The following is a 22,081-nucleotide window of genomic DNA, read 5'->3' on the forward strand; positions in this document are numbered from 1 at the left end:
CTCTCTGTCTCTTTGCTCCTTTATGCCTATTGGCCGTTAACGACTCATTAACAAATCAGCAAGCAACTTCTTACAAACTTATAGCATCTTGCCATTAAAGACAACAATTTTTAGAAAAAGCTAAACATAATCACAGAACTATGAAACGTTCATTCTTTTTATTATTGACAGCCCTTGTGGGAGTATTTGGTCTGTCATCGTGCGAAACCTATATCATTGAAGGCAATGGAATTGTTCAAACAGAATATCGCCGAATGGCCTATTTTAATAGAATTGAGCTTTATTTTCCAGCAGGAGTCATCTTGCGTCAAGGCCCTACTAAAGATATTGAGATAACTGCCGAGAGTAATCTCATCAACTACGTAAGGAGTAGAGTAAGTGGAAACTCATTAGTTTTGGAAGATAATGGCCGTTTACGAAGTTCAAACAATGTAAAGATATTTATACAAGTACCCGATATAAATGCCGTTTATGTTTCGGGAAGTGGCAGAGTAATTAGCGATAATAAAATCTTCACAAACAACATGAAATTACGTCTTTCGGGCAGTGGTTTGATTGATATGGCTTTAGATGTAAAGAATGATTTGGTAACCGAATTGAGTGGTTCGGGACTCATCTACATGGAAGGTGATACTTACAATGGTATTTATGATGTATCGGGCAGTGGAAAAATCGAATCATTTGAAATGTATGCCGATAATTCTGATATTTTGCTCAGCGGTTCAGGACGCTGCGAAACAACAGCTCTAAAAAATCTTGATGTAAAAATTTCAGGTAGTGGTAGTGTTTGGTTTAAAGGAAATCCACGAATAAGTAGATCAATTTCTGGCTCAGGAAAGATTTACGATGCTAACTAAGCAATAAAATGATGCGAACCACATCAATCAGAGGATAACTTAGAAAGGTTTATCTCACTTAAACAAAAACCTGTGAGGACTTAAAAGAACTTACAGGTTTTTTTATGCCCTAAAATTCCGTATTTTTGCATTATTATTAACAAATAACCGTCGTCCGTCGTCTATAGACAGTTGACTCCAAGAATAATGGCAGAAATCAGCAAAACTTACAATCCGAAAGAAATAGAAGACAAATGGTACAAGTATTGGATTGAAAATCAGTACTTTAAGTCGAAGCCAAATCCCGATAAAGAGCCTTATACAATCGTGATTCCTCCGCCAAACGTCACGGGGGTGTTGCACATGGGGCACATGCTTAATAATACGATTCAAGATGTTTTGACTCGTAAAGCACGTATGGAAGGAAAAGAAGCTTGCTGGGTGCCGGGTACTGACCATGCTTCTATTGCGACCGAAGCTAAAGTTGTGGCGATGCTGAAAGAACAGGGAATCAATAAAGCTGACCTTACTCGCGACGAATTCTTGAAATATTGCTGGGAATGGACTGAAAAATACGGCGGAATTATCTTACAACAATTACGTAAGTTAGGTGCTTCGTGCGATTGGGATAGAACTCGCTTTACGATGGAACCAAGTCTTTATGATGCCGTAATTGAGGTTTTTGTTGATTTATATAATAAAAAAAGGAGATATTTATCGTGGACACCGCATGGTAAACTGGGACCCGCAAGCCAAAACTACGGTTTCGGATGAAGAGGTAATCATGAAAGATGTTCAGCAGAAGTTGTATTACATTCGTTATGATGGAGATGAGGGCAGTATCACGATTGCTACTGTTCGCCCCGAAACCATTATGGCCGATGCAGCTATATGCGTACACCCTGAAGATGAGCGTTTTAAGCATTTAATTGGTAAAAAAGTCCGTATTCCACTCATCAATCGTGAGATTACTATTATTGCTGATGATTACGTAGAAATGGAGTTTGGAACAGGATGTTTGAAAGTAACACCTGCACACGACCAAAACGACTATGCCCTCGGACAAAAACATGGTTTAGAAATCATTGATATTCTAACCGATGAAGGTAAGCTAAACGAAAAAGCTCAAATTTTAGTAGGTGAAGACCGATTTGTTGCTCGTAAGAAAATTGCTAAGTTGTTAGTTGAATCTGGTAATTTGGTGAAAGAAGAAGAATACAAATCGACAGTAGGTACATCGGAGCGTACAGGAGCGATAATCGAGCCAAAATTATCATTACAATGGTTCTTGAAAATGAAACGTGTTTCAGAACCTGCTCTCGAAAACGTAATGAATGATACGATTCAGTTGATTCCACCAAAATTCAAGAACACTTATAGTTATTGGATGGAAAACGTAAGAGATTGGTGTATCAGTCGCCAACTTTGGTGGGGCCACCGTATTCCTGCGTTTTACATGCCAGATGGTACTTGTATCGTTGCAAAAGATAAGAAAGAGGCATTGAAAATTGCCCGTGATAAATACCAGTTATTTGCTTTGAGCGAAACCGACCTTACGCAAGACGAAGATGTTTTGGATACTTGGTTTAGCTCGTGGTTATGGCCAATATCGGTGTTTGATGGTTTTAAAAATCCTGATAATGAAGATATTAACTATTATTATCCAACCAATGATTTAGTAACTGCTCCAGAGATTTTGTTCTTCTGGGTAGCACGTATGATTATCGCTGGGTATGAGTATAAGGGTACCTATCCTTTCAAAAATGTTTATTTAACGGGTATCGTAAGAGATAAACAAGGCCGTAAAATGTCGAAATCTTTGGGTAACTCACCAGACCCAATCGAATTGATTGAAAAATACGGTGCTGATGGTGTGCGTACAGGGATGTTGTTTAGTTCTCCAGCAGGAAATGACTTGCCATTCGATGAAAAACTTTGTGAACAAGGACGTAATTTTAGCAATAAAATTTGGAATGCCTTCCGCTTGATTAAAGGTTGGGAAACGAGTTCAGAAGCGGCTCCAGCGAGTAATAAACTAGCTGTTTCTTGGTTCCGTTCGAAGATGAATAAATCGGTGGCCGAAATTCTTGACCATTACAATAAATTCAGAATGTCAGATGCCTTGATGAGTACGTATAACCTCATTTGGGATGACTTCTGTTCATTATATTTAGAAATGATTAAGCCAGCCTACATTGATGGCAAAGGCTTACCAATTGACCAAGAAACATTCGATGCTACACTCGAAATTTTTGATGAATTGATGCGTTTAATTCATCCTTGGATGCCATTTATTTCAGAAGAATTATGGCAATCAATTAAGGATAGAAAGGAAAATGATTCAATTTGTTTAGCTACATTCCCGAAAGGAGGCGAAGTAAATGAAAGCCTTTTAGCTGATTTTGAATTGCTTCTTGAAATCGTTTCAACGGTTCGTAATACACGTAATTCTAAGCAAATTTCACCCAAAGAAGCATTGCCATTGGCTGTAAAAACCGATAACCAAGCTCGCTATGAAGCTTTAGCTGGTTTGATTAAAAAAATGGCGAATGTCTCTGATATTCAATATATTTCTGAAAAAACAGATGGGGTAAGTTTTGTCATTAAAGGTGATGAACTTACGATAAACCTAGGTAGTAATATTAATGTTGATGAAGAACGTGCTGCTCTTCAAAAAGAACTTGATTATACTTTAGGCTTTAAGAAATCGACTGAGGCAAAATTATCAAATGAGCGTTTTGTACAAAATGCAAAACCAGAAATTATTGAGAAGGAACGCCAAAAATTAGCGGATGCTGATGCAAAAATTAAGGCGTTAGAAGAAGCAATGGCGAAATTGGGCTAAGGTACTTAGAATAATTTTGTAAGGCAGTTTTGAAATTTCAAAACTGCCTTTTTTTGTTTGTGCTAAAGCCTATTTGTTGAATTGTTCAGTTGTCCGTCAGTTGAAACTGACGGCAAAGAATAGTAAAAGAAAATCTATTCATTGCTGTCTGTGCGACCCAGTCTGCTTTTGCTGACGAATAAAAAAAACTTCTCACTTTTTGACTTTAGTCAAACAATACTACATTTACAAAAACAACAATGCTGTAAACATGTCTTATGTAAAAATTTGGGTTCATGTAGTTTTTTCTACTAAGAATCGTTATCCATTCTTGACTAAAGATATTCGATATGAAGTTTTTAATCATATTATCGAAAACTGTCGAGAAAAAGATATTTACCTGCAATCAATTAATGGTTTTACAGACCATATTCAATTGTTTAATTTCTTTAGGTAAAGACCAATCAATTTCTCAAGTGGCTAAACTTCTCAAAGGAGAATCTTCATTTTGGATAAACAAACAAGCATTAACAAAAGAGAAATTTGCTTGGAAAGATGATTATTTTGCTATTTCGGTGAGTGAATCAAAGGTTGATGCCGTGATTAATTATATCAGAAATCAAGAAGCTCACCATTCTAAAAAATCTTTTGATGAAGAAGTTAGAGATTTTACGGAAAAGTATGGATGGTAAATGGTTAAGCATAGATTATAAAAATGGCAAATCTGATTTCAGATTTGCCATTTTTATAAATACCTTTATTATCATTTCTTATCTAAAATCATCTTCGTCATCATCACCAAAATTCATTTTATTAGGGTCGAACATACTATCCAATAAATCTTTGAATTGTAAGCCAGTATCTAAATTTTGTTTGCTGATGAGCGAGTATTCTGCTAAGCCATGCAAAGCAAATTCCATCATAAAAAGCTTGTCATTTTCAGATAAATGTTGGTGATAACCTTCTACTAATTCTTCTAAACCCTCAATAGTTTTTAGTCTTGCACGATACTCTCTATCTGTAAGGTCATTGTCAAAATCTATGATATTTCCTTCACCGAACCAATTTGACACCTGCTGGAATGGGTTTTTACCCGATTTCTTTTTCTTTACAGCTTCGGGATTTGGGAAATATTTTAAAAATTCGGTTCGAATAGCCTTCCCGATTAAACTTTGAGCTACATAAACTGGGCCTTCAACTTCACCCTCATAGACTAATTCTATTTTACCATTAATGGCAGCGATGGCACCGTAAATATCAGCCAAACGTGCATTGATATTTTTTTCTCCGTTGATTAATGCTCTTCTTTCAGCCGAACTTAATAGATTTTCATAAGCAGAGATGGTCATACGAGCAGAAACGCCACTTTTGGCATCAACATACTCGCTTTGGCGTGCTTCAACTGCAATTTGTTCAACCAAATCTTTTAGAATATCATTAACCACGATTTTCTTTTGACCATCTTTAATGATAGCTTCTTGCTCGGTAATTTTTCGTCCGATTTCAATAGATTTCGGATAGTGAGTCACAATCTGGCTATCAATACGGTCTTTGAGCGGTGTTACGATACTTCCACGATTCGTATAATCTTCAGGGTTTGCCGTAAAAACAAATTGAATATCGAGAGGCATACGAAGTTTAAATCCACGAATCTGAATATCGCCTTCTTGTAGAATATTAAACAACGAAACTTGAATACGAGCTTGTAAATCTGGCAATTCGTTAATTACAAAAATACAGCGGTGGGAGCGTGGAATCATACCGAAATGAATCACACGTTCATCGGAATAGGGTAGGCGTAGAGTGGCAGCCTTGATAGGGTCAACATCACCAATTAAATCGGCAATTGAAACATCGGGGGTTGCCAATTTTTCATTATAACGCTCCGCACGAGGTAGCCACGTAATTGGTGTATCATCGCCTTTTTCGGTAATTAAATCTTTTGCAAAACGTGATAATGGCTCAAGTGGGTCATCGTTTAGTTCAGAACCTTCCACAATTGGCACATATTCATCTAAAAGATTAACCATTAATCGAGCAATACGAGTTTTTGCCTGTCCACGTAAACCTAAAAGGTTGATGTGGTGCATCGATAAAATGGCTTTTTCTACTTCTGGTATAACTGTATCTTCATAACCCCAGATACCCGGAAATACAGTTTCTTTATTTTTAAGTTTTTCAACTAAATTATCTCGAAGTTCTTGTTTGATAGATTTTGGTTTATAACCACTAGCTTTTAGTTCGCCGAGTGTTTTTATCTTTAAAATATTCTTATCGAAAGCCATTTATTTAATAGATAATGTAGAATGAAAAATGAATAATATACATATTCTGAATAACGGTTTTTCGTAAGAAATGGTTTGAGTGCTTCTACGACAATTTTTTAAATTGTCAGTTGGTGCGGAACAATTTAGAAAATTGTTCTACAAAAATAATGGTTCAAAACTTTTTAAAGTTTCGTCAAAAACTACAAACTTGGCAGGAAATCCTTCTTTAATTTGACCGATTTCATTCTCAAGTTTTAATGCTTTAGCTGGTCTGATAGTAGCCATTTTAATCGCTTCTTCGAGTGGAATTCCAACTTTTACTATTGCATTTTTAACACAATCACCCATTGATACGGCAGCTCCAGCGAGATTTCCTTCTGAGTTTCTATATTGGCCATTTTCTAAGTAAGCATCAAATTCTCCCCATTGGAATTGTTTTACCTTTTCGCCAACAAACAGAGCATCAGAAATCAAGAAAAGTTTATCTTGTTTAATTTTATAAGCAATGCGAGCTGCGGCATAATCACAATGAAAGCCATCTAAAATAATTGGAGCATAAACTTGAGGGCTATCAAAAGTTGCTCCCACTACGCCAGGCTCTCGATGCCCCATTTGAGTCATAGCATTATAAAGATGTGTACAAAGTTTAATTCCTTGATTATAGGCCGATTTTGCTTCCTTATATGTGGCATTTGAGTGACCAAGCGAGATATTAATACCACTTTCGAGGAGCATCTCGATTTGTTCGGGAGTAAAATTTTCAGCGGCGATAGTCATAAGTTTTATGACATCCTTACCATATTTGATAATTTCTTCAAGTTCTTGATTACTTGGTTTTCGGATATATTGTGCCAAATGAGCTCCACGTTTAGCAAGGTTTAAAAACGGACCTTCGAGGTGGATACCCAATACGCCAGTATTTGGATTCTTTGAAAGGAAGTTACGTGTAGCATCAATTCCTCTGAGAATATTTTCATGTGGAGAAGTGATTAAAGCTGGCAAAACATGTGTTGTACCAAGTTTTAAACTTGATTCATAAATATCAGCTATGGTTTCTTCATTGGCGTTTTGAGTAAAATGATATTTTTCTCCACCATTGATATGCGTATCAATGAAACCAGCAGAGATATGTTTACCTTTTAAGTCAATTATTTTTGCGTCAGGTTTTTGTTCAGATGCTGAAATCTTACCATTTTCTATAATAATTGCTTGATTTTGAAGTATTTCAGTGCCTGTATGGACAGTGGCATTAATGATAATTGTTTGCATAAAAAAACTTGCTCGGGTTGAGTGAGCAAGTTAAAGAAAAAGTGTGAATTTGGAGTATATGAATATTTGGAATGCACTATGAAATTTATAAAATTGAGCGACTTATCATTTGCCTTTTTACCATGGTCATTCTTCTGCGAGAAACCCTTAGAAGTTTACCCGTTGATAATTTAATCAGGCCTGTTTTCCCTTCTTGGGTGAAATGTGTGATATAATTTGGATTGAGCAAAAAAGATTTATGTACACGAAGAAAATCAGACATGTGTGCGTCTTCAGCATATTTTTTTAAAGTAGATGATGAGACAACTTTTTTGCCATTAGACAAATGAAAAATTGTATAGTTTACATCGGCTTCGAGGTAAGTAATCTCATGTTTTTCTGGAGCGTTAAAGGTTATCATAGCAATTTGTTTTGGTTATATTGATTCGATTCAATTTTACAAAGATCGCACTCAAATCATATGTCATTCAATGTGAGAAACACGGTATTAAAGGGGTGTTTTTACTGTATATTTCAGTAATGGAAATAAAAAGCCCCAGTCTGGGGCTTTTTTAAAATTATAATAGCAGTTTTCAAAGTTTTATTTTAACATCAAAATGCAGTATAAACACTTACTTTTAGATTTGGTATAGCTCTATCAACCGATCCAGTAATACTTTTTGTATCTGAATTATTTATTATAAAACCAACATCAATCATTAATTTTGCAGAGGTTTTTGAAGAAGAAAGTAAAGCTTTGATACCCACATCAAAATATCTAATGATGCTATGTAAACTGCTTTTTTCTGTTCGATAAAACTTATCAAATACTTTGATATTGTCAATTGGCAGAATATAATTTTGATTGGCGTAAATACTTAGTATGTCATTGGCAACAAGGATTCTTTGGAGTCCAATTTTGGTATGAATGACACCCATATTAAATAGGGTTGTGTCGGCTTTATTCTTTGTTGAATCGATGCCATACAGGTTTTTTCCTAAATAATTGAAACTAAAAAATATCCCTGTATTTTTATCTTTTGATGGCAATGTGGTTGTATTAATTGTAAAACCCAAATTGCTGGCTTCTGGGATAAAAAGATTACTAAGACGTAAATTTTGATTAGTCATAGCAGCAGTAAAGAGTTTGACTTCACCATACCAGTCAGAATTTATAAACTGAAACTTTCTATTCCCTAAAACTGTAGTCGAAGGAATCAATGAACGTTGTCCTAAAAGTGAATTGATATTTACAACTGCGGCTAAATCTTTTTCCTCTTTTGTTGTGCTATATTTTTTCTTCATTTCAGTAATCTTTTCGTTTGTATTTTTGATGTTTTCACCAAAACGGATGTAATCGTTCTGGTTTTTTTCTAAACATTTTAGCACTTTTTCGTATTCGGAATTAAGCCTTAATGTGATAATCTCAAGATCAGTTGCGTTCTTAATTAACTTAGGGTTTATCTTAAGTAGATATTCTTCAATATGGTTTTTTAATGTGATTATCTTCATATTTGTATTCACTAAACTATCTTTTTGGGCTAAGTATGTTCTGAAATACCGAAAATAAAGAGAGTCACGATAAGATAAAATTTGAAAATTTTCTTCTGTATTCAACTTGTCAATACTTAAATCTTCAGAAAATTTATTTAATCCACCTGCTATTTTAACCCTTTCATTGTCTAGTTCATTATACTTTTTTAAGAAAGCCTCTGCAACTCGTTCAAGAATATTTTTTGATAGAATAGAGTCTTTTTGGATAATTTCTCTATTCAATTCGACTATATTTTTAAGTAATTTATTGATTTCTGAATTTTTATCATTAATCTCAATATCTTTTTGTTTAATCAGGGAGTTTAGTGTATCGATTTTTGCGAGAAAATCTTTAATCTTTTTTTTATTTTCGGATTGTTTATTCGCTAATCTACGTCGCTCTTCAATTAATCGATCTAATTCTCTATTTGCTTTTGTAGAATCATTCCTTGATCTTTCTAATTGTACATTAAAATTCTTTAGTGCTTGTACAGTATTGGTTTTATTTAGAGATATAGTATCATTCTTAAGTTTTTCAAAATTAATATCAACAGGTTCTCTTTGCTTATTGAACTCCAATTTCTTTAGTGATGGAATAGCCTCTACTTGGTTCAGTCTATCATTATTTTCCGATTCTTTATATTTAATTTTTGCCTCTTGCAGATTTTGGGCATAAGTTGTAAACTTTATGTATATCAAAACAATAAGGGTAAGTAATTTTTTCATTTGTCTGTAATCTAAATATTGTAAAATAATTTTGTTAGTTGGAATTTTATAATGATTTTTATAGTAAAGTGAGGGAAGAATCTACAACTGCAAATCTCTATTTATAATTATCAATTCAAAAGGTGGGGAATACGGTATTCAGTTTGTGATTTTTACGGTTTTAAAAGGAGATAAATACGGGTATTTAACCTCAGTATTGGGTGTAATCTGTTGATAGACAATTGTTTGTGAATTATTTTGAAATTTAGACTTGTAGATGAATATATGAAGTTGTAGTTTTCTGAAAAGTTATTGATTTACCTTAATACTTCATATTACGATGAAAAATTTTGAATTAAAAGAAACCACAATTGCACATGCACATGTTTTGAAACATAAACATAAAAATCCAACCAAACCAACAGATTTATTTTATCAAGCTTATGCGGTTGCTTGTCAGTTTGATAATATAAAAGACCATTTTTCAAATCTAGACATTTCTGAATTGGCCAAACCTGAAAATTCAATTGGTATCAGGGTTTATATTGGCGAAAATGACAATGGAAATAAAGTAAATTATTTAACATTTATTCAATTATCAGAAGATGGTTTTTTCTGGGACGATGTTAGGGGTGGAAGTGTCTATTTGGTAAATAAACCTTTTATGAATTTGAAAAAGCTTAGAAAACCAAAACCTACTCAAAAAAATAGTAATTTACCAACAATTGTTAATAATGATGGACAAGAAGTTATCATTTTAACTTCTCATCAATCATGTGAACCCGATTGTCCTAAATTTTCTTTATTAGTTGAGATTTAGTAATTTTTTTAAAAAATGACATTATTTGATTTAGTTACCTACTCAATTTGGTTAAGTGGTGGAATTGGGATTTTTTATTTTAGAAGAATGAATCCCAGTTCGCTCAATGTATTAGTCATTTTTCAAATTATTGCCATAATATCTGATATTTTTTTGATTTATATTCTACCTAAAGAAAAGGGCAATTTTATTAAGATTTTTTACAGTTCTTTAAAGCCAATTGAGTATGCTGTATTTGTTTATATTTATAATAGGAATATTAGTAAGAAAAGTTTTAAGTTTTACTATTTCGTATTTTCTATTTTATTAATTTTTTCGTTTTCTGTATATACACTTTTGTTTTTACTTTCTAAAAAATCAGCTGCAAATAATGTTATTATTTTAGAAGGAATATTATGCATTATTTTAGTGATGCTATATTTTAGAGATATTTTGAGTAGTAAAGAGATAATTAGTCTGCCCAAAGAACCTCTTTTTTTGATTGCCATAGGAATATTTCTATATTTTTCCGGTAATATAGTTGCCACTGGTTTTTATCATCAACTCAAAATGAAATCACCCGACTTAGCAAAATCTTTATATAAATTAATGAATCATCTGCTTCTTATTTTTCAGTATTTAATGTTTGCTTTTGCATATTATGTAGCTAATAAAATGAAATTAAATGAATGATTTTGAGCTTTTAGCAATAATAACCTCATGCGTTTTCGTAATTTTAGCAATATTTATTATTGTTTTCTTATTTCTATTTCAGAAAAAGCAAGTGCAAAATCGCCAAGAAAAAGCAGCCCTAAAATCCCAATATGACCAAGAGATATTAACTTCACAACTAGAAGTACAGAATACAACTTTACAATATATTGGACAAGAACTACACGATAATATCGGACAGTTACTTTCAGTAGCTAAAATAAACCTCAATGTCTTAGAGGAAACCACCCAAAATACCGAAAATGAAGAATATATTAAGCAAACCAACGAACTTATAGAGCTGTCAATTCACGAATTAAGGGCATTGTCTAAGAGTCTCGATGGTGATTTTGTTCATGATTTCGGTCTTCAAGAAAGTATCGCTCATGAATTACAAAGGATAAAAAAAACAAGAAAATTCGAAACAGAACTGGTTATTCACGGAGAAAAATATACTTTAGGTTACGAACGAGAAATTGTTCTTTTTCGAATCGTGCAAGAGATTTTGAATAATGCCTTGAAACATTCAAATGCTCAAGCCATCGTAATTAGTATTAGTTACACGCCCAATAATTTTGTGCTTACAGTAAATGATGACGGAAAAGGCTTTGATATTGAAACCGCATTAAAAAATGAATTAAGCCAGTCAGGATCAGGTTTAAGAAATATAAAACGCCGGGCAGTTTTAATCAATTTTGATTGTAAGATTGATTCTCAGATTAATCAAGGTACAAAATATGTTTTATCTTCAACAAATCTCTTAAAAAGTAAATAGTTTATGATAAAAGTAGCCATTGCCGATGACCACCAATTAGTGGCAAAAGCTATCTCGGGTTTGATTCAAAAACTCGAAAACTATGAAGTTATTTATGAGGTTGAAAGTGGCAAGGAATTGGTTCGTCATTTTAAGTTAAAAATGATTCCAGATATTGTTTTACTTGATATAAATATGCCAGAAATGGATGGCTACGAAACTGCTCTTTGGCTGAAAAACAATTATCCAGAAGTAAAAGTATTGGCACTTTCTATGTATGATAAAGAGGAAGCTATTATCGGTATGCTACGTAATGGAGCCAGAGGTTATTTATTGAAGGGTTGCCGTCCTTCAGAGTTGAAAACCGCTTTAGACGCTTTGTCGGAAAAAGGATTTTATTATACTGAATTTGTCACTGACAAATTAATTAGAGGCCTAAATCCAGAAAAAATTATTGACCCAATCGAACAATTAGGTTTAAATGAGCGTGAAACTGAATTTATAAAATGGGCTTGTAGTGAACTTACCTATAATGAAATTGCCGATAAAATGTGTGTTAGCCCTCGAACAGTTGATGGCTATCGTGAACAAGTATTTTTAAAACTTAATGCCAAAACTCGTGTTGGACTTGTTATGGAAGCAATAAAATTGGGCTTAGTAAAGGTTTAAATAAGCTTCAATTTTAAATATTTATTTAATTCTTCAAATGCTGTAAGCGTTATTTATATTTTGCTTGCTTTTTCAAATACGTTTATTATCTTTGGTTTTCGTCAATAAAAACCAAAGATAATTATGTTGAGTCGTGTCGCCAATTCCATTTATTGGATTAATCGTTACATTGAGCGTGCCGAAAACTACGCACGTTTTGTAAGTGTAAACCTTAATTTAACTCTCGATGCCCCCGGAATTCTGACTGCTCAGTGGGAGCCACTTCTTATTGCTACGGCTGATAACTATGGTTTTTTTGAACATTACGATTTTGCGGACCGCGATACAGTAATTGATTACATGACTTTTGATAAGCGGAATCCCAATTCGATTTATAGTTGTTTGGCCAATGCCCGTGAAAATGCTCGAACAATTCGTGAAAGCATAACAAAGGAGATGTGGGAACACATTAATACTTTCTATCTAAAGATTTTAGAAACACAATCGACTAAGAACTGGGAGGTTGAGCAACTATTACAGTTTTTTGAAGAAATTAAGGAGGGTTGCCAGTTGTTCTTTGGAATCATTGATTCTACCGTAACCCGTAATGAAGGTTTTCACTTTGGTCGGTTAGGTCGGCTTCTTGAACGTGCCGATAAAACTACTCGCTTTTTAGATGTTCGGTATTTTACTTTATTGCCAGATGACCAACTGATGGGTTCGCCACAAGAATTATTGATTTGGACATCCGTACTGAAATCGGTGAGTGCATTCAATATGTATCGTCAGCAGCACCGTGTTATCAACCCATCACATATTGTAGAATTCTTGATTCTTGATAAAAGTTTTCCTCGTTCGGTTGCTTATTGTATGCGTCAGGCAGAGCTATCATTGTACCAAATTTCGGGTAGAGATATCAATACAGGATATTCAAATTCTGCTGAAAAAGAGCTAACTCGCTTGAGACACGAAATTGAGTTTACAGAGGTAAGAGACATCTTAAAGAAAGGCCTACACCCATACTTAGACGAGTTTCAAATAAAAAACAATACTGCTGCTAACAAAATATTCGATACATATTTTGATTTGAAACCAGTTGAGGTTTGATATGAATCTAAATTTTTGAATCTATCATGTTTTTAGTTGTATTTGGTTTAGTGCAATTTTTTTAGTTTAAATATACTCAAAAATGACATTTTGTCTAGGTGTTAAAGTAGCCAAGGGGATTGTGGCTATTGCCGATACTCGCATCACTTCAGGAAGTGAGGTATCAAGCAATAAAAAGGTTTTTGTACATCAATCACAGCACCATTCACTATTTATCATGACTGCTGGCTTACGTTCAGTACGTGATAAAGCTATTACTTATTTCAAAGAAGTTTTAGAAGAGCAAGATACGAAATTCGATAAACTCTATAAAGCTGTAAACGCTTTTGGAGAAATGGTGAAGCGGGTGGCAAATGAAGATAAAGCTTCTTTACGAGAAGCGGGGCTTTCGTTTAATTTATCAGCAGTTATCGGAGGACAACTCGAAAAAGATGAAGAACATAAATTATATATGCTTTATCCTGAGGGGAATTGGATTGAAGTAACTGAGGGTTCTCCATTTATTATTATCGGACAACCAAACTACGGTAAACCTATTTTATATAGAAATTTGAAATATGATACTCCTCTTCAAGATGTTTTGAAATTAGGTTTTTTAGCTTTTGATTCAACCCGTGTCAGTGCCAATGATGTTGATTTTCCGATTGACGTAATTTTATGCGAAAAAGATAGCTTTAAGATTACGGAGCAACGCTATGAAAAATCAGATTTAGAGCAAATATCGTATCAATGGAATGCCCTATTAAATGCTTCTGTACAAAAACTACCAACCGATTGGATGGAACCAATTTTCGCTAAATCGCTTGAAGATTAATATGGATTCGATTCTACTGATGGCACGATTTTTAAAAATCGTGCCATCAGTATTTAAAGCAAAATATAATAAATCAAATAACCATGATTCTAAGGGTTGAACATACACTTCATTATAGCTATACAGCAGCGGTATTGCTTACTCCACACCTTGTTTATATGAGTCCGCGAATCTCAATAAATCAACAGTTATTAGCTTATTCGCTTGAAATTTTGCCAACACCGAGTCTTTATTTTCATAATTTTGATGCAGAAGGTAATACCCAATCAATGGCCTTTTTTAATCAAAATACCGAAAGTTTGAGCTTTAAATTAAATTTTCAGATTAACTCCGAACCATATAATCCATTTCAATTCATCTATTTTCCATTCGAAGCAGAAAAAATTCCATTTAAATATTCAGCGACAGAACTAAACTTGCTACAAGCATATTTTAAGCAAGAAGGTGTAACAACCCTAATTCATCAATTTTCTCGACAGATAGCTTCAGAAGCATATTGGGAAACTACTAGTTTTCTGATGATGCTTGCTAGATATATTCAAGAAAACTTTAATTATGAAATAAGAGAACAAGGAGAGGCCAACCCACCAGAAAAGACACTTATTTCTCGGAAAGGCTCTTGTAGAGATTACGCCGTTTTGATGATAGCTACTTGTAGAGCTATTGGGCTAGCTGCACGTTTTGTAAGTGGTTATTGCTTTGGCAATGAATTACAAGCACACGAACTTCATGCCTGGGTAGAAGTATATTTACCAGGGGCAGGATGGAGAGGATTCGACCCAACCGAGGGGAAAATGGTTGATGGATATTATATTGCATTGGCCGCTTCAGCAGATGCCGAGTTAATAAATCCAGTAAAAGGTAGTTTTAGAGGTAATGCACTTTCAAAACTTAATACCTACGTGAACATTTATGAGGAATTTACTTGATTTAAAAATGTGATTTGAAGTGGGCAATTCTAATACAAGCGTAGATTTTTAGAAAAAAATGCTTACTTTCGCAGCGTTTGTGCGATTTATTTATATCAAAAGAGTTTTTCTTTTACCAGTAAAATATCTTGAAAGGCTCTAATAGATAGTATCATCGTAAACATAACTAATAAAATATAACCTAAACTTACATTTCATTTACTAAAAACCTTAATCTTCTGGTTATGAGCATTAAAAATAGGCTGATTGTTATGAATTTTCTCCAATTTTTTATTTGGGCTTGCTGGCTCATTACAATTGGAGCTTATTGGTTTCAAAATAAAGGTTGGTCAGGAGCTGAGTTTGGTGCAATTTTTTCAACAATGGGAATTGCTTCGTTGTTCATGCCTACGCTTGCGGGAATTGTTGCCGATAAATATATCAATGCTGAAAAGCTTTATGCAATTTTACATTTGCTAGGGGCTTTAGTCTTGATTTATATTCCCCAAGTAAATAATCCTAATGAGTTCTTTTGGGCAATTTTACTTTGCGTGATTTTCTACATGCCCACATTGGCACTTTCGAATTCGATTGCGTATACAATTCTGAAGAATAATAACACTACTGACCTAGTAAATGATTTTCCTCCAATTCGCGTATGGGGTACGGTAGGTTTTGTGGTGGCACTTTGGGTGATTAGCCTTACCCATAATGAAACTTCGGCAAATCAATTTTACATAGCGGCAGCTTCGGCGATTGTGTTGGCAATTTATTCATTTACATTACCAAAGTGCCCTCCATTGGCTGCCACTACTGATAATAAAACCTTTGCTGAATTATTAGGTTTAGATGCATTCAAACTTTTCAAAGACTCAAAAATCGCTATTTTCTTCATTTTTGCGATGTTTTTGGGAGCTTCTTTGCAGTTGACAAATGCTTATGGCGATACTTTTCTACACGACTTTGCTGGATTAGATGCCTACAAAGATTCAATTGCGGTGAAGTACCCTGCAATTATTATGTCGATTTCTCAGATTTCTGAAACTTTATTTATCTTGGCTATTCCGTTTTTCTTGAAGCGTTTTGGAATCAAGCAAGTAATGCTTATCAGTATGATAGCTTGGGTATTGCGTTTTGGATTATTTGCTTATGGAAATCCTAGTGATGGACTTTGGATGATTATTCTTTCGTGCATTGTTTACGGAATGGCTTTCGACTTCTTTAATATTTCTGGTTCTTTGTTTATTGAAACATATACTGACCCTAAAATTAGAGCTTCGGCACAAGGTTTATTTATGATGATGGTAAACGGATTTGGTGCTGTTTTTGGAAGTTTGATTAGTGGGTATATTATTCAGCAATACTTCACTTTGCCTGACGGCACTAAAACTTGGAATGGCATTTGGCTAACGTTTGCTATTTATTCATTGGTGGTAGCTATTCTTTTTGCCATTTTATTTAAGCACAAGCATGAAGAAGGTGTAGAAGTGAAAGGACATTAAAATGATTGATGATTTACGAATGACGAATACAATTTTCACGTCATTCGTAAATCAAATCATAGAAGTATTAGTTTTCTGCTCGGTAGTACATTGTTGAGCAGTTTTCTTTTTGTAAAATCTTTTTAGCCATTGTTTGTAAACTTTCTGGACTAACTTGGGCTATTTTCTGGGCATCATCATTGCACCATTCAGGGTTACCAGCGTTAGCGGCAAATGCAAGATTCATCGCACGATTTAATAATTCTACTTCTGCAAATGCCAACGTTGATTCCGCTTGGTTCTTAACTTTTTGCAATTCATTTTCTGGTAAAATTTCATCTCTAAGCTCAGCTACTATTTCTTCAATTGCGGCATCTGCTTCTTCTAAACTTACACCTTCATTCAAATTACCATGAATCATAAATAAGCCAGGGTCGAGCGAAGCGGTCACATAGCTTGAAATATTATTGAAAAGCTGTTTATCTTTCACCAATTTGGTGTATAATCTTGATGATTTCCCACGTCCAAGAATATCGCTGATGAGGTCAGTATCGTAGAAGCCTTCATCAAAGCGTCCTTGCATATTATATGCTTTATAAATAGCATTTAGTGGTACTTTTGCCGAAGTTTCTAAAAACTTTGGAGCAATTTGAGGGGCTTCTTGTGGAAGATTACGAACATATTTTTCTCCTGCAGGTATTGGCTCAAACCACTTTTGGCAAAGAGCTTTTACTTGCTGTAAAGTTACATCGCCTGCTACTACTAAAACCGCATTATTGGGTAGATAATATTTATAGAAGAAGTGTTTTACGTCTTCCATAGTGGCCTCTTCGATGTGGCTAATTTCTTTACCAATCGTAGCCCAACGATAAGGGTGTTTTTCGTAAACTAGTGGGCGTAATTTCAGCCAAACATCACCATAAGGTTGATTGAGATAGCGTTGCTTAAACTCTTCTATCACAACTTTTCGTTGAACTTCTAATACTTTTGGGTCGAACGAAAGACTCAACATACGGTCTGATTCAAGCCAAAAAGCAGTTTCAATATTCTGGGCAGGAAGGGTAATGTAATAATTGGTAATATCGGGAGAAGTAAAGGCGTTATTTTCACCGCCAACTCTCTGAAGAGGCTCGTCGTAAGATGGAATATTTTTCGAACCACCAAACATTAAATGCTCAAATAAGTGAGCAAACCCTGTTTTTTTTTCGTCCTCATCACGTGACCCAACATTATATAAAATATTAAATGCCGCCATTGGCGTTGTATGGTCTTCGTGAACATATACTTCTAATCCGTTCGCTAAGTTAAAATGCTCGTAATTTATCATTTCTAATTCACTGTTTTCTAAGCTGTTCTTCCTCAAATTAAGGAGAATCATCAATTTATAACAAGAATTACAAATGTAAGGTTTCTGAATAATTTACTTTAGAAAAAAACGAATTATTCTTTGACGAAGGCTCCATGCAAGAATCACAAGAATTGCTCCAATACTTAGTATAAGATAAAGATTTAGATTTGATGGTAAATCAATTGGGTTTGATTGACCAATGAGTATAAAGTTTGACCAATAGAAAGGGTGGTCTGAGTAAGTACGAATCAGGTCTATTTTTGAATATCTGATTGCTTCATCTGTGGCAAGGCCTTTTTGAAGATAATAATAAAAATGCTGAGAGAGCAAAGACATACTTTCATCGTGTGCATTCCAAATAGTTGTAATAACAGATGGGCAGCCTGCAAATTGAAAAGCTCTTGCTAAACTAATAATTCCTTCACCTTTTCGAATTTTTCCCTTACCTGTTTCACAAGCACTTAATACTACCAATTGAGTTTTATGTAAAGAAAGATTATAAAGTTCTGGTGTATAGAGACGAAAATCTTTGCCATCAGGAAAAAGGGCAATAAATGATTTGGATGGGTCTTGGTCATCTACTTGAGCATGCGTAGCGAAATGGATGATACCTTTATCTTGATAACTTTCTTGAAAATTTATTTTAGTTGCTTGCTTATCCTGTAGAATCTGACCGTTTATGCCCGTAATCTCATTGGCTGAAGCAGGTAATGCTTTAAAGCCTTGGTCACGGAAACGTCCTGCTTCTGCTCCATTACTGAAAGGAGCATAGGCAATGATTTCTGCATTTTGCTTTGAAAGAAATGAATCAAAGTGAAGTGAAGCAGAATTGGCATAGGAAAAAGTATATTTATAGACTAAATAATCGGCTTTTGCTTTCGGCTCTAATACCTCAAACGGTAAGTAGCCAATTATCTCATGACGAGAGACAATTATTTTATGGACGTCTTTTAGCGTTTTTTCAATAGGTTTTATCAAATATTGGTGAGCCCTTTGAGCCATGAAATGGCCTTTGTAAGCATCAATACCGGGTGGAGTATTAATATTCTGATAGGTTAGTGCGAGCGTTTTTTTGATGTTTTGAACATTGTTTGCTTTAATCAACTGAAAGCTTTTATTATTTAAGGCAATATAATAAAGTGCATGGTCGCCAAGGAAATAACTGATAAACGCTGTATTATTCCCTAGTTTTTTTTGAACGTCCTGAACACTTATTTTTTTGTTTTCATACTTAAGTTGGTAGTATTCTTTTGAAGAGGATTCAATTTTATTAATCAAATGATTGAGTTTGATTTTAGCATCTGATAAATCCGCTAAAGTTTTTTCATTACCAGAATCAAGAAGTTTTACTTGTAGTTTGACTATTTTTTGTCTTAATCTTGCTTCCTCTGCTAGTAGATTTGTATCAAGGTTTTTAGGACGGATAGAATTCTCTTTCACAACATCACCTAAGGTAGCCGCTTTACTTGCTTCAATGACATCAAAAAAAGCATTTGACCACCTCGTATCTTGTGTTTTTATCCAAAGTTGATAAATATTTTCAAGGGCTTTTTCGTAAACAGGGTATACCTTTTCGCTATAAAATAGCTTTGATTCGGGCATATCAAAAGTCTGACGGAGTCTTGAAATAAAAGAAATGGTTTGTAAATAAGTTTCAGCCGAAAGTTTCGGTGAGGTGGTGGCAAGTAAATCCGCTTTTTGCGTGAGAGCTACAAAATATTCTTGCGGAGCAATGATTCGCTCGAAAGAAAAAGTTGATTTTTGGTGAGTAGTATCTGCGGCTTTGAGGGCTTTTTCGCAGTGGATGAGTGCTTCTCCAGTAAGACCTTTTTGCTTATAGACTTCACTCAAACCATTTTCAATTCGTGCGACTTGAACACCTTTTTGGTGTTTGAAATTCTTAATAAATATCTCTAGGGCTTGTTGATATTTTTTTTCGGCCGATTCAACATTATTCATTGAGAGCAATGCTTCTGCTCTTTGGGTTAGAATATTTACCCATTGTCGTGGTTGAGTTTCCTTTGATTTTCGATAATATACTTCTGAATCATTAAGGGCTTTAAGAGCATCACTGGGTTTTTTCATTTGTTGATAACACCGAGCTATGGCTAAATAAATGGCCGATGTCTTATCGTCACTTTCAGTTAGTGGAAGGGCTTCTTGTAGTAGCTTTAGAGCATTTGCGTAATCTTTCTTTTCACGATAATATTTAGCCATATTACTCAACACCGCATACATATTAAGTGTAATGTGCTTTTGTTGGCCAATTTGTTTAGCTTGTTGAAAGTAGTTAAATGCTTGCTCGGAGTCTCCTAAGTCATCGACTAATCGACCATAGTTACTCAGAAATGTGATAACAAAAGCGGGCATTTGGTTTTCTATCCATTTCTTTTTTAGAAGGAAATCATAACCAATTTTGAAATGTTTTTCGGCTAAATTGAGCTTGTTGGGTATTCTTCTGTAGTATTCTGCCAACTCGGCATTAAGTTGAAAAAATAAAGTGTCGCGACTAACCCCTGAAATATATTTCAGGTTACTCATCCCTTCTAATACGCTTTTAGCCGCATTTTCATAATCATCTTTTGTAACATAAAAATCTACCGCTTCAAACAAAAAACATTGAATATAATACGGATATTTTTTATCGTTAAAAAGTCTTTTTTCTTGATTTTTATAAATCAAACGAGCTTTATCTAATGAAATCTGTTGGTTTTGTAGTTTGGTATAGACATCATCTCGCATACTATTGATTCGAGCAATAATGGGCTCATCCTGTGCAGAAGCGTTTAGCCCAATTATCACAGTCAATAGTAAAACGAGTAAGGGTTTGTTTATCATGGTTAAATCAAAAAGGACTGTAAATCAGTGTTACTCTTCTGTTCCAGCAGTTGGTGGTGGGACACGTATTTCTGCAATTGAACGTAGTTTAGTGCCAGTTGGTAAATACAATATGAAAGGTGTGTTGGTGGTTAAAACATCACCATAATAGTTATTCAAATAGTTTGATTTATTTTTTATCATTCCATTGGCATCGAAAAAGGTATTTATTGTACTCGTACTCGGCCGATGTGTGAAAACACGTAATCTATATGAAGGTAAATTGACTGATTTCGGGAGGAAATAAATAATACCATAATTATTTGCTGGTTTATCAGTCGCTTTTGAGAATGATAGCATACCATTATTTATAATGAACGCCTCTGATGTGCTAATGATATTATACTCTTCAAGGTTACCAATACCCAAACCTACCCGTAAATTTACTGATGTATTATTTTTGATGACCCTATCGAAAATAATACTAAATGGATTGTATTTTTCAATGAAAATTTTATTAGTAAATCTATAAGCTTTCATACCCATGATACTACCTTCTTTGCGTTCAAAACTTCCGGCTTCTCTGACATAATATATCAAATTGGCATCATCCGACCTTACAGCAACATCTATTGGTTGATTATAAACATAAGAACTTGTCCACTGTGACTGTGTAATTAGGTTTAATAAATCTTGTGAAGATAAGTTTTGCATTGTTTGTGGAAGTGGTTGCTCAAAGGCAATTACTTCTTGGCTATCCAATACGATAGCATTTGGTGTGAGTCCAGTTAAAGAAGTAGTCACGTCACCGATGGCATTATCAGAAGCCTTGAAATCTCTTATTGCGTTGGCCGTATATGTATTGTTAGCTTCACTTTTGAGCGTGAATGATTTTAAATTGGCTATCTTCACATCATTAAAAGCGAAAGCCTGATTTGTACAGGTAAGACAAATCCAAGAACTTCCATTATAAACTCTTACTACACCGTAGGTTTTGTCAAAAACCATCATGCCAACTTGTGGATTTGAGAAATTCCTAATCTGTCCATTTGTCAAAACAGATAGCTTAAGATTTCCTGCCTCGCCAGGGAATAGTGTAATAGCTTGGCCATACACTTGGCAAGTTAAGACTAACAGCAGTATTATGGCCGATAAAATCTTTCTCATTTTAATTTTTGCTTTGGTAGAATGACTGAATTTGAACTTTTTTTTCCTTTGAAATTATTTTGGACGAATTTAGTCATAATTTTGTCAAAAGCATCGTATTATTTATTCAAATGA

Annotated in this window: 18 protein-coding genes and 1 pseudogene; 12 read left to right on the forward strand and 7 right to left on the reverse strand. The window is 34.3% G+C overall.

What is annotated here, in order from left to right; translation table 11 throughout:
* Positions 1 to 140: 140 nt before the first annotated feature.
* The 4 genes and pseudogenes from A6M55_RS02265 (at position 141) to A6M55_RS02275 (ending at position 4,352) form a co-directional block, all read left to right on the forward strand.
* Positions 141 to 857 (forward strand): head GIN domain-containing protein, encoded by a 717-nt coding sequence (locus A6M55_RS02265; protein WP_064196311.1) that lies wholly within the window; start codon positions 141 to 143, stop codon positions 855 to 857.
* Positions 858 to 1,043: 186 nt separating this feature from the next.
* Positions 1,044 to 3,681 (forward strand): annotated as a pseudogene (locus A6M55_RS02270) (valine--tRNA ligase).
* A gap of 250 nt (positions 3,682 to 3,931) precedes the next feature.
* Positions 3,932 to 4,117 carry a transposase gene (locus A6M55_RS17670; protein ID WP_255364402.1) on the forward strand — a complete coding sequence of 62 codons (186 nt, stop codon included), beginning with the start codon at positions 3,932 to 3,934 and terminating at the stop codon, positions 4,115 to 4,117.
* Entirely contained in the window at positions 4,074 to 4,352 is a 279-nt protein-coding gene (locus tag A6M55_RS02275; protein ID WP_255364403.1) for a transposase, read from the forward strand. Before A6M55_RS17670 ends, A6M55_RS02275 begins: the two co-directional genes overlap by 44 nt.
* A 78-nt stretch (positions 4,353 to 4,430) precedes the next feature.
* Here A6M55_RS02275 and A6M55_RS02280 read toward each other — a convergent pair whose 3' ends face one another.
* The 4 genes from A6M55_RS02280 to A6M55_RS02295 form a co-directional block, all read right to left on the reverse strand.
* Positions 4,431 to 5,945, reverse strand: a complete 1,515-nt coding sequence (locus A6M55_RS02280; protein WP_064196312.1) for a hypothetical protein — start codon at positions 5,943 to 5,945, stop codon at positions 4,431 to 4,433.
* Between the two features lie 138 nt (positions 5,946 to 6,083).
* Positions 6,084 to 7,196, reverse strand: a complete 1,113-nt coding sequence (gene nagA / locus A6M55_RS02285; protein ID WP_064196313.1) for an N-acetylglucosamine-6-phosphate deacetylase — start codon at positions 7,194 to 7,196, stop codon at positions 6,084 to 6,086.
* Positions 7,197 to 7,281: 85 nt separating this feature from the next.
* Positions 7,282 to 7,596, reverse strand: a complete 315-nt coding sequence (locus A6M55_RS02290) for a LytTR family DNA-binding domain-containing protein (protein WP_015029690.1) — start codon at positions 7,594 to 7,596, stop codon at positions 7,282 to 7,284.
* A gap of 191 nt (positions 7,597 to 7,787) precedes the next feature.
* Positions 7,788 to 9,434 (reverse strand): hypothetical protein, encoded by a 1,647-nt coding sequence (locus A6M55_RS02295; RefSeq protein ID WP_064196314.1) that lies wholly within the window; start codon positions 9,432 to 9,434, stop codon positions 7,788 to 7,790.
* A gap of 319 nt (positions 9,435 to 9,753) precedes the next feature.
* Between A6M55_RS02295 and A6M55_RS02300 the strand changes: the two genes are divergently transcribed.
* The 8 genes from A6M55_RS02300 to A6M55_RS02335 all read left to right on the forward strand — a co-directional run bounded on the left by A6M55_RS02300 (position 9,754) and on the right by A6M55_RS02335 (position 16,656).
* On the forward strand, positions 9,754 to 10,233 hold the full coding sequence (locus A6M55_RS02300) for a hypothetical protein (protein ID WP_015029692.1): 480 nt from the start codon (positions 9,754 to 9,756) through the stop codon (positions 10,231 to 10,233).
* Positions 10,234 to 10,248: 15 nt separating this feature from the next.
* Complete coding sequence (locus A6M55_RS02305) at positions 10,249 to 10,905, forward strand: hypothetical protein (protein ID WP_015029693.1); 657 nt, start codon at positions 10,249 to 10,251, stop codon at positions 10,903 to 10,905.
* 91 nt (positions 10,906 to 10,996) lie between these two features.
* On the forward strand, positions 10,997 to 11,698 hold the full coding sequence (locus A6M55_RS02310) for a sensor histidine kinase (RefSeq protein WP_229235464.1): 702 nt from the start codon (positions 10,997 to 10,999) through the stop codon (positions 11,696 to 11,698).
* 3 nt (positions 11,699 to 11,701) lie between these two features.
* Positions 11,702 to 12,346 (forward strand): response regulator transcription factor, encoded by a 645-nt coding sequence (locus A6M55_RS02315; protein ID WP_015029695.1) that lies wholly within the window; start codon positions 11,702 to 11,704, stop codon positions 12,344 to 12,346.
* A 123-nt stretch (positions 12,347 to 12,469) separates the two neighbouring features.
* On the forward strand, positions 12,470 to 13,432 hold the full coding sequence (locus A6M55_RS02320) for an alpha-E domain-containing protein (protein WP_015029696.1): 963 nt from the start codon (positions 12,470 to 12,472) through the stop codon (positions 13,430 to 13,432).
* 82 nt (positions 13,433 to 13,514) lie between these two features.
* Complete coding sequence (locus A6M55_RS02325) at positions 13,515 to 14,246, forward strand: peptidase (protein ID WP_015029697.1); 732 nt, start codon at positions 13,515 to 13,517, stop codon at positions 14,244 to 14,246.
* 83 nt (positions 14,247 to 14,329) lie between these two features.
* Positions 14,330 to 15,175 carry a transglutaminase family protein gene (locus A6M55_RS02330; protein ID WP_064196316.1) on the forward strand — a complete coding sequence of 282 codons (846 nt, stop codon included), beginning with the start codon at positions 14,330 to 14,332 and terminating at the stop codon, positions 15,173 to 15,175.
* Between the two features lie 224 nt (positions 15,176 to 15,399).
* Positions 15,400 to 16,656, forward strand: a complete 1,257-nt coding sequence (locus A6M55_RS02335) for a nucleoside permease (protein WP_064196317.1) — start codon at positions 15,400 to 15,402, stop codon at positions 16,654 to 16,656.
* A 67-nt stretch (positions 16,657 to 16,723) separates the two neighbouring features.
* On the opposite strand, the gene A6M55_RS02340 is transcribed toward A6M55_RS02335, so the two are convergent.
* The 3 genes from A6M55_RS02340 to A6M55_RS02350 form a co-directional block, all read right to left on the reverse strand.
* On the reverse strand, positions 16,724 to 17,962 hold the full coding sequence (locus A6M55_RS02340; RefSeq protein ID WP_064196318.1) for a pitrilysin family protein: 1,239 nt from the start codon (positions 17,960 to 17,962) through the stop codon (positions 16,724 to 16,726).
* A gap of 93 nt (positions 17,963 to 18,055) precedes the next feature.
* Positions 18,056 to 20,821, reverse strand: a complete 2,766-nt coding sequence (locus A6M55_RS02345; RefSeq protein WP_015029701.1) for a CHAT domain-containing protein — start codon at positions 20,819 to 20,821, stop codon at positions 18,056 to 18,058.
* Positions 20,822 to 20,851: 30 nt separating this feature from the next.
* Positions 20,852 to 21,967, reverse strand: coding sequence for a hypothetical protein (locus A6M55_RS02350; RefSeq protein ID WP_015029702.1), 1,116 nt, complete (start codon positions 21,965 to 21,967; stop codon positions 20,852 to 20,854).
* Between the last annotated feature and the right edge of the window lie 114 nt (positions 21,968 to 22,081).

This window comes from Emticicia sp. MM (genome assembly GCF_001649495.1).

Coding starts and splice junctions, on each gene's coding strand:
- A6M55_RS02275 (WP_255364403.1), top strand. CDS start 4,074: ATGGTTTTACAGACCATATTCAATTGTTTAATTTCTTTAGGTAAAGAC.
- A6M55_RS17670 (WP_255364402.1), top strand. CDS start 3,932: ATGTCTTATGTAAAAATTTGGGTTCATGTAGTTTTTTCTACTAAGAAT.
- A6M55_RS02340 (WP_064196318.1), bottom strand. CDS start 17,962: ATGATAAATTACGAGCATTTTAACTTAGCGAACGGATTAGAAGTATAT.
- nagA (WP_064196313.1), bottom strand. CDS start 7,196: ATGCAAACAATTATCATTAATGCCACTGTCCATACAGGCACTGAAATA.
- A6M55_RS02325 (WP_015029697.1), top strand. CDS start 13,515: ATGACATTTTGTCTAGGTGTTAAAGTAGCCAAGGGGATTGTGGCTATT.
- A6M55_RS02305 (WP_015029693.1), top strand. CDS start 10,249: ATGACATTATTTGATTTAGTTACCTACTCAATTTGGTTAAGTGGTGGA.
- A6M55_RS02350 (WP_015029702.1), bottom strand. CDS start 21,967: ATGAGAAAGATTTTATCGGCCATAATACTGCTGTTAGTCTTAACTTGC.
- A6M55_RS02345 (WP_015029701.1), bottom strand. CDS start 20,821: ATGATAAACAAACCCTTACTCGTTTTACTATTGACTGTGATAATTGGG.
- A6M55_RS02300 (WP_015029692.1), top strand. CDS start 9,754: ATGAAAAATTTTGAATTAAAAGAAACCACAATTGCACATGCACATGTT.
- A6M55_RS02320 (WP_015029696.1), top strand. CDS start 12,470: ATGTTGAGTCGTGTCGCCAATTCCATTTATTGGATTAATCGTTACATT.
- A6M55_RS02330 (WP_064196316.1), top strand. CDS start 14,330: ATGATTCTAAGGGTTGAACATACACTTCATTATAGCTATACAGCAGCG.
- A6M55_RS02290 (WP_015029690.1), bottom strand. CDS start 7,596: ATGATAACCTTTAACGCTCCAGAAAAACATGAGATTACTTACCTCGAA.
- A6M55_RS02265 (WP_064196311.1), top strand. CDS start 141: ATGAAACGTTCATTCTTTTTATTATTGACAGCCCTTGTGGGAGTATTT.
- A6M55_RS02315 (WP_015029695.1), top strand. CDS start 11,702: ATGATAAAAGTAGCCATTGCCGATGACCACCAATTAGTGGCAAAAGCT.
- A6M55_RS02335 (WP_064196317.1), top strand. CDS start 15,400: ATGAGCATTAAAAATAGGCTGATTGTTATGAATTTTCTCCAATTTTTT.
- A6M55_RS02295 (WP_064196314.1), bottom strand. CDS start 9,434: ATGAAAAAATTACTTACCCTTATTGTTTTGATATACATAAAGTTTACA.
- A6M55_RS02280 (WP_064196312.1), bottom strand. CDS start 5,945: ATGGCTTTCGATAAGAATATTTTAAAGATAAAAACACTCGGCGAACTA.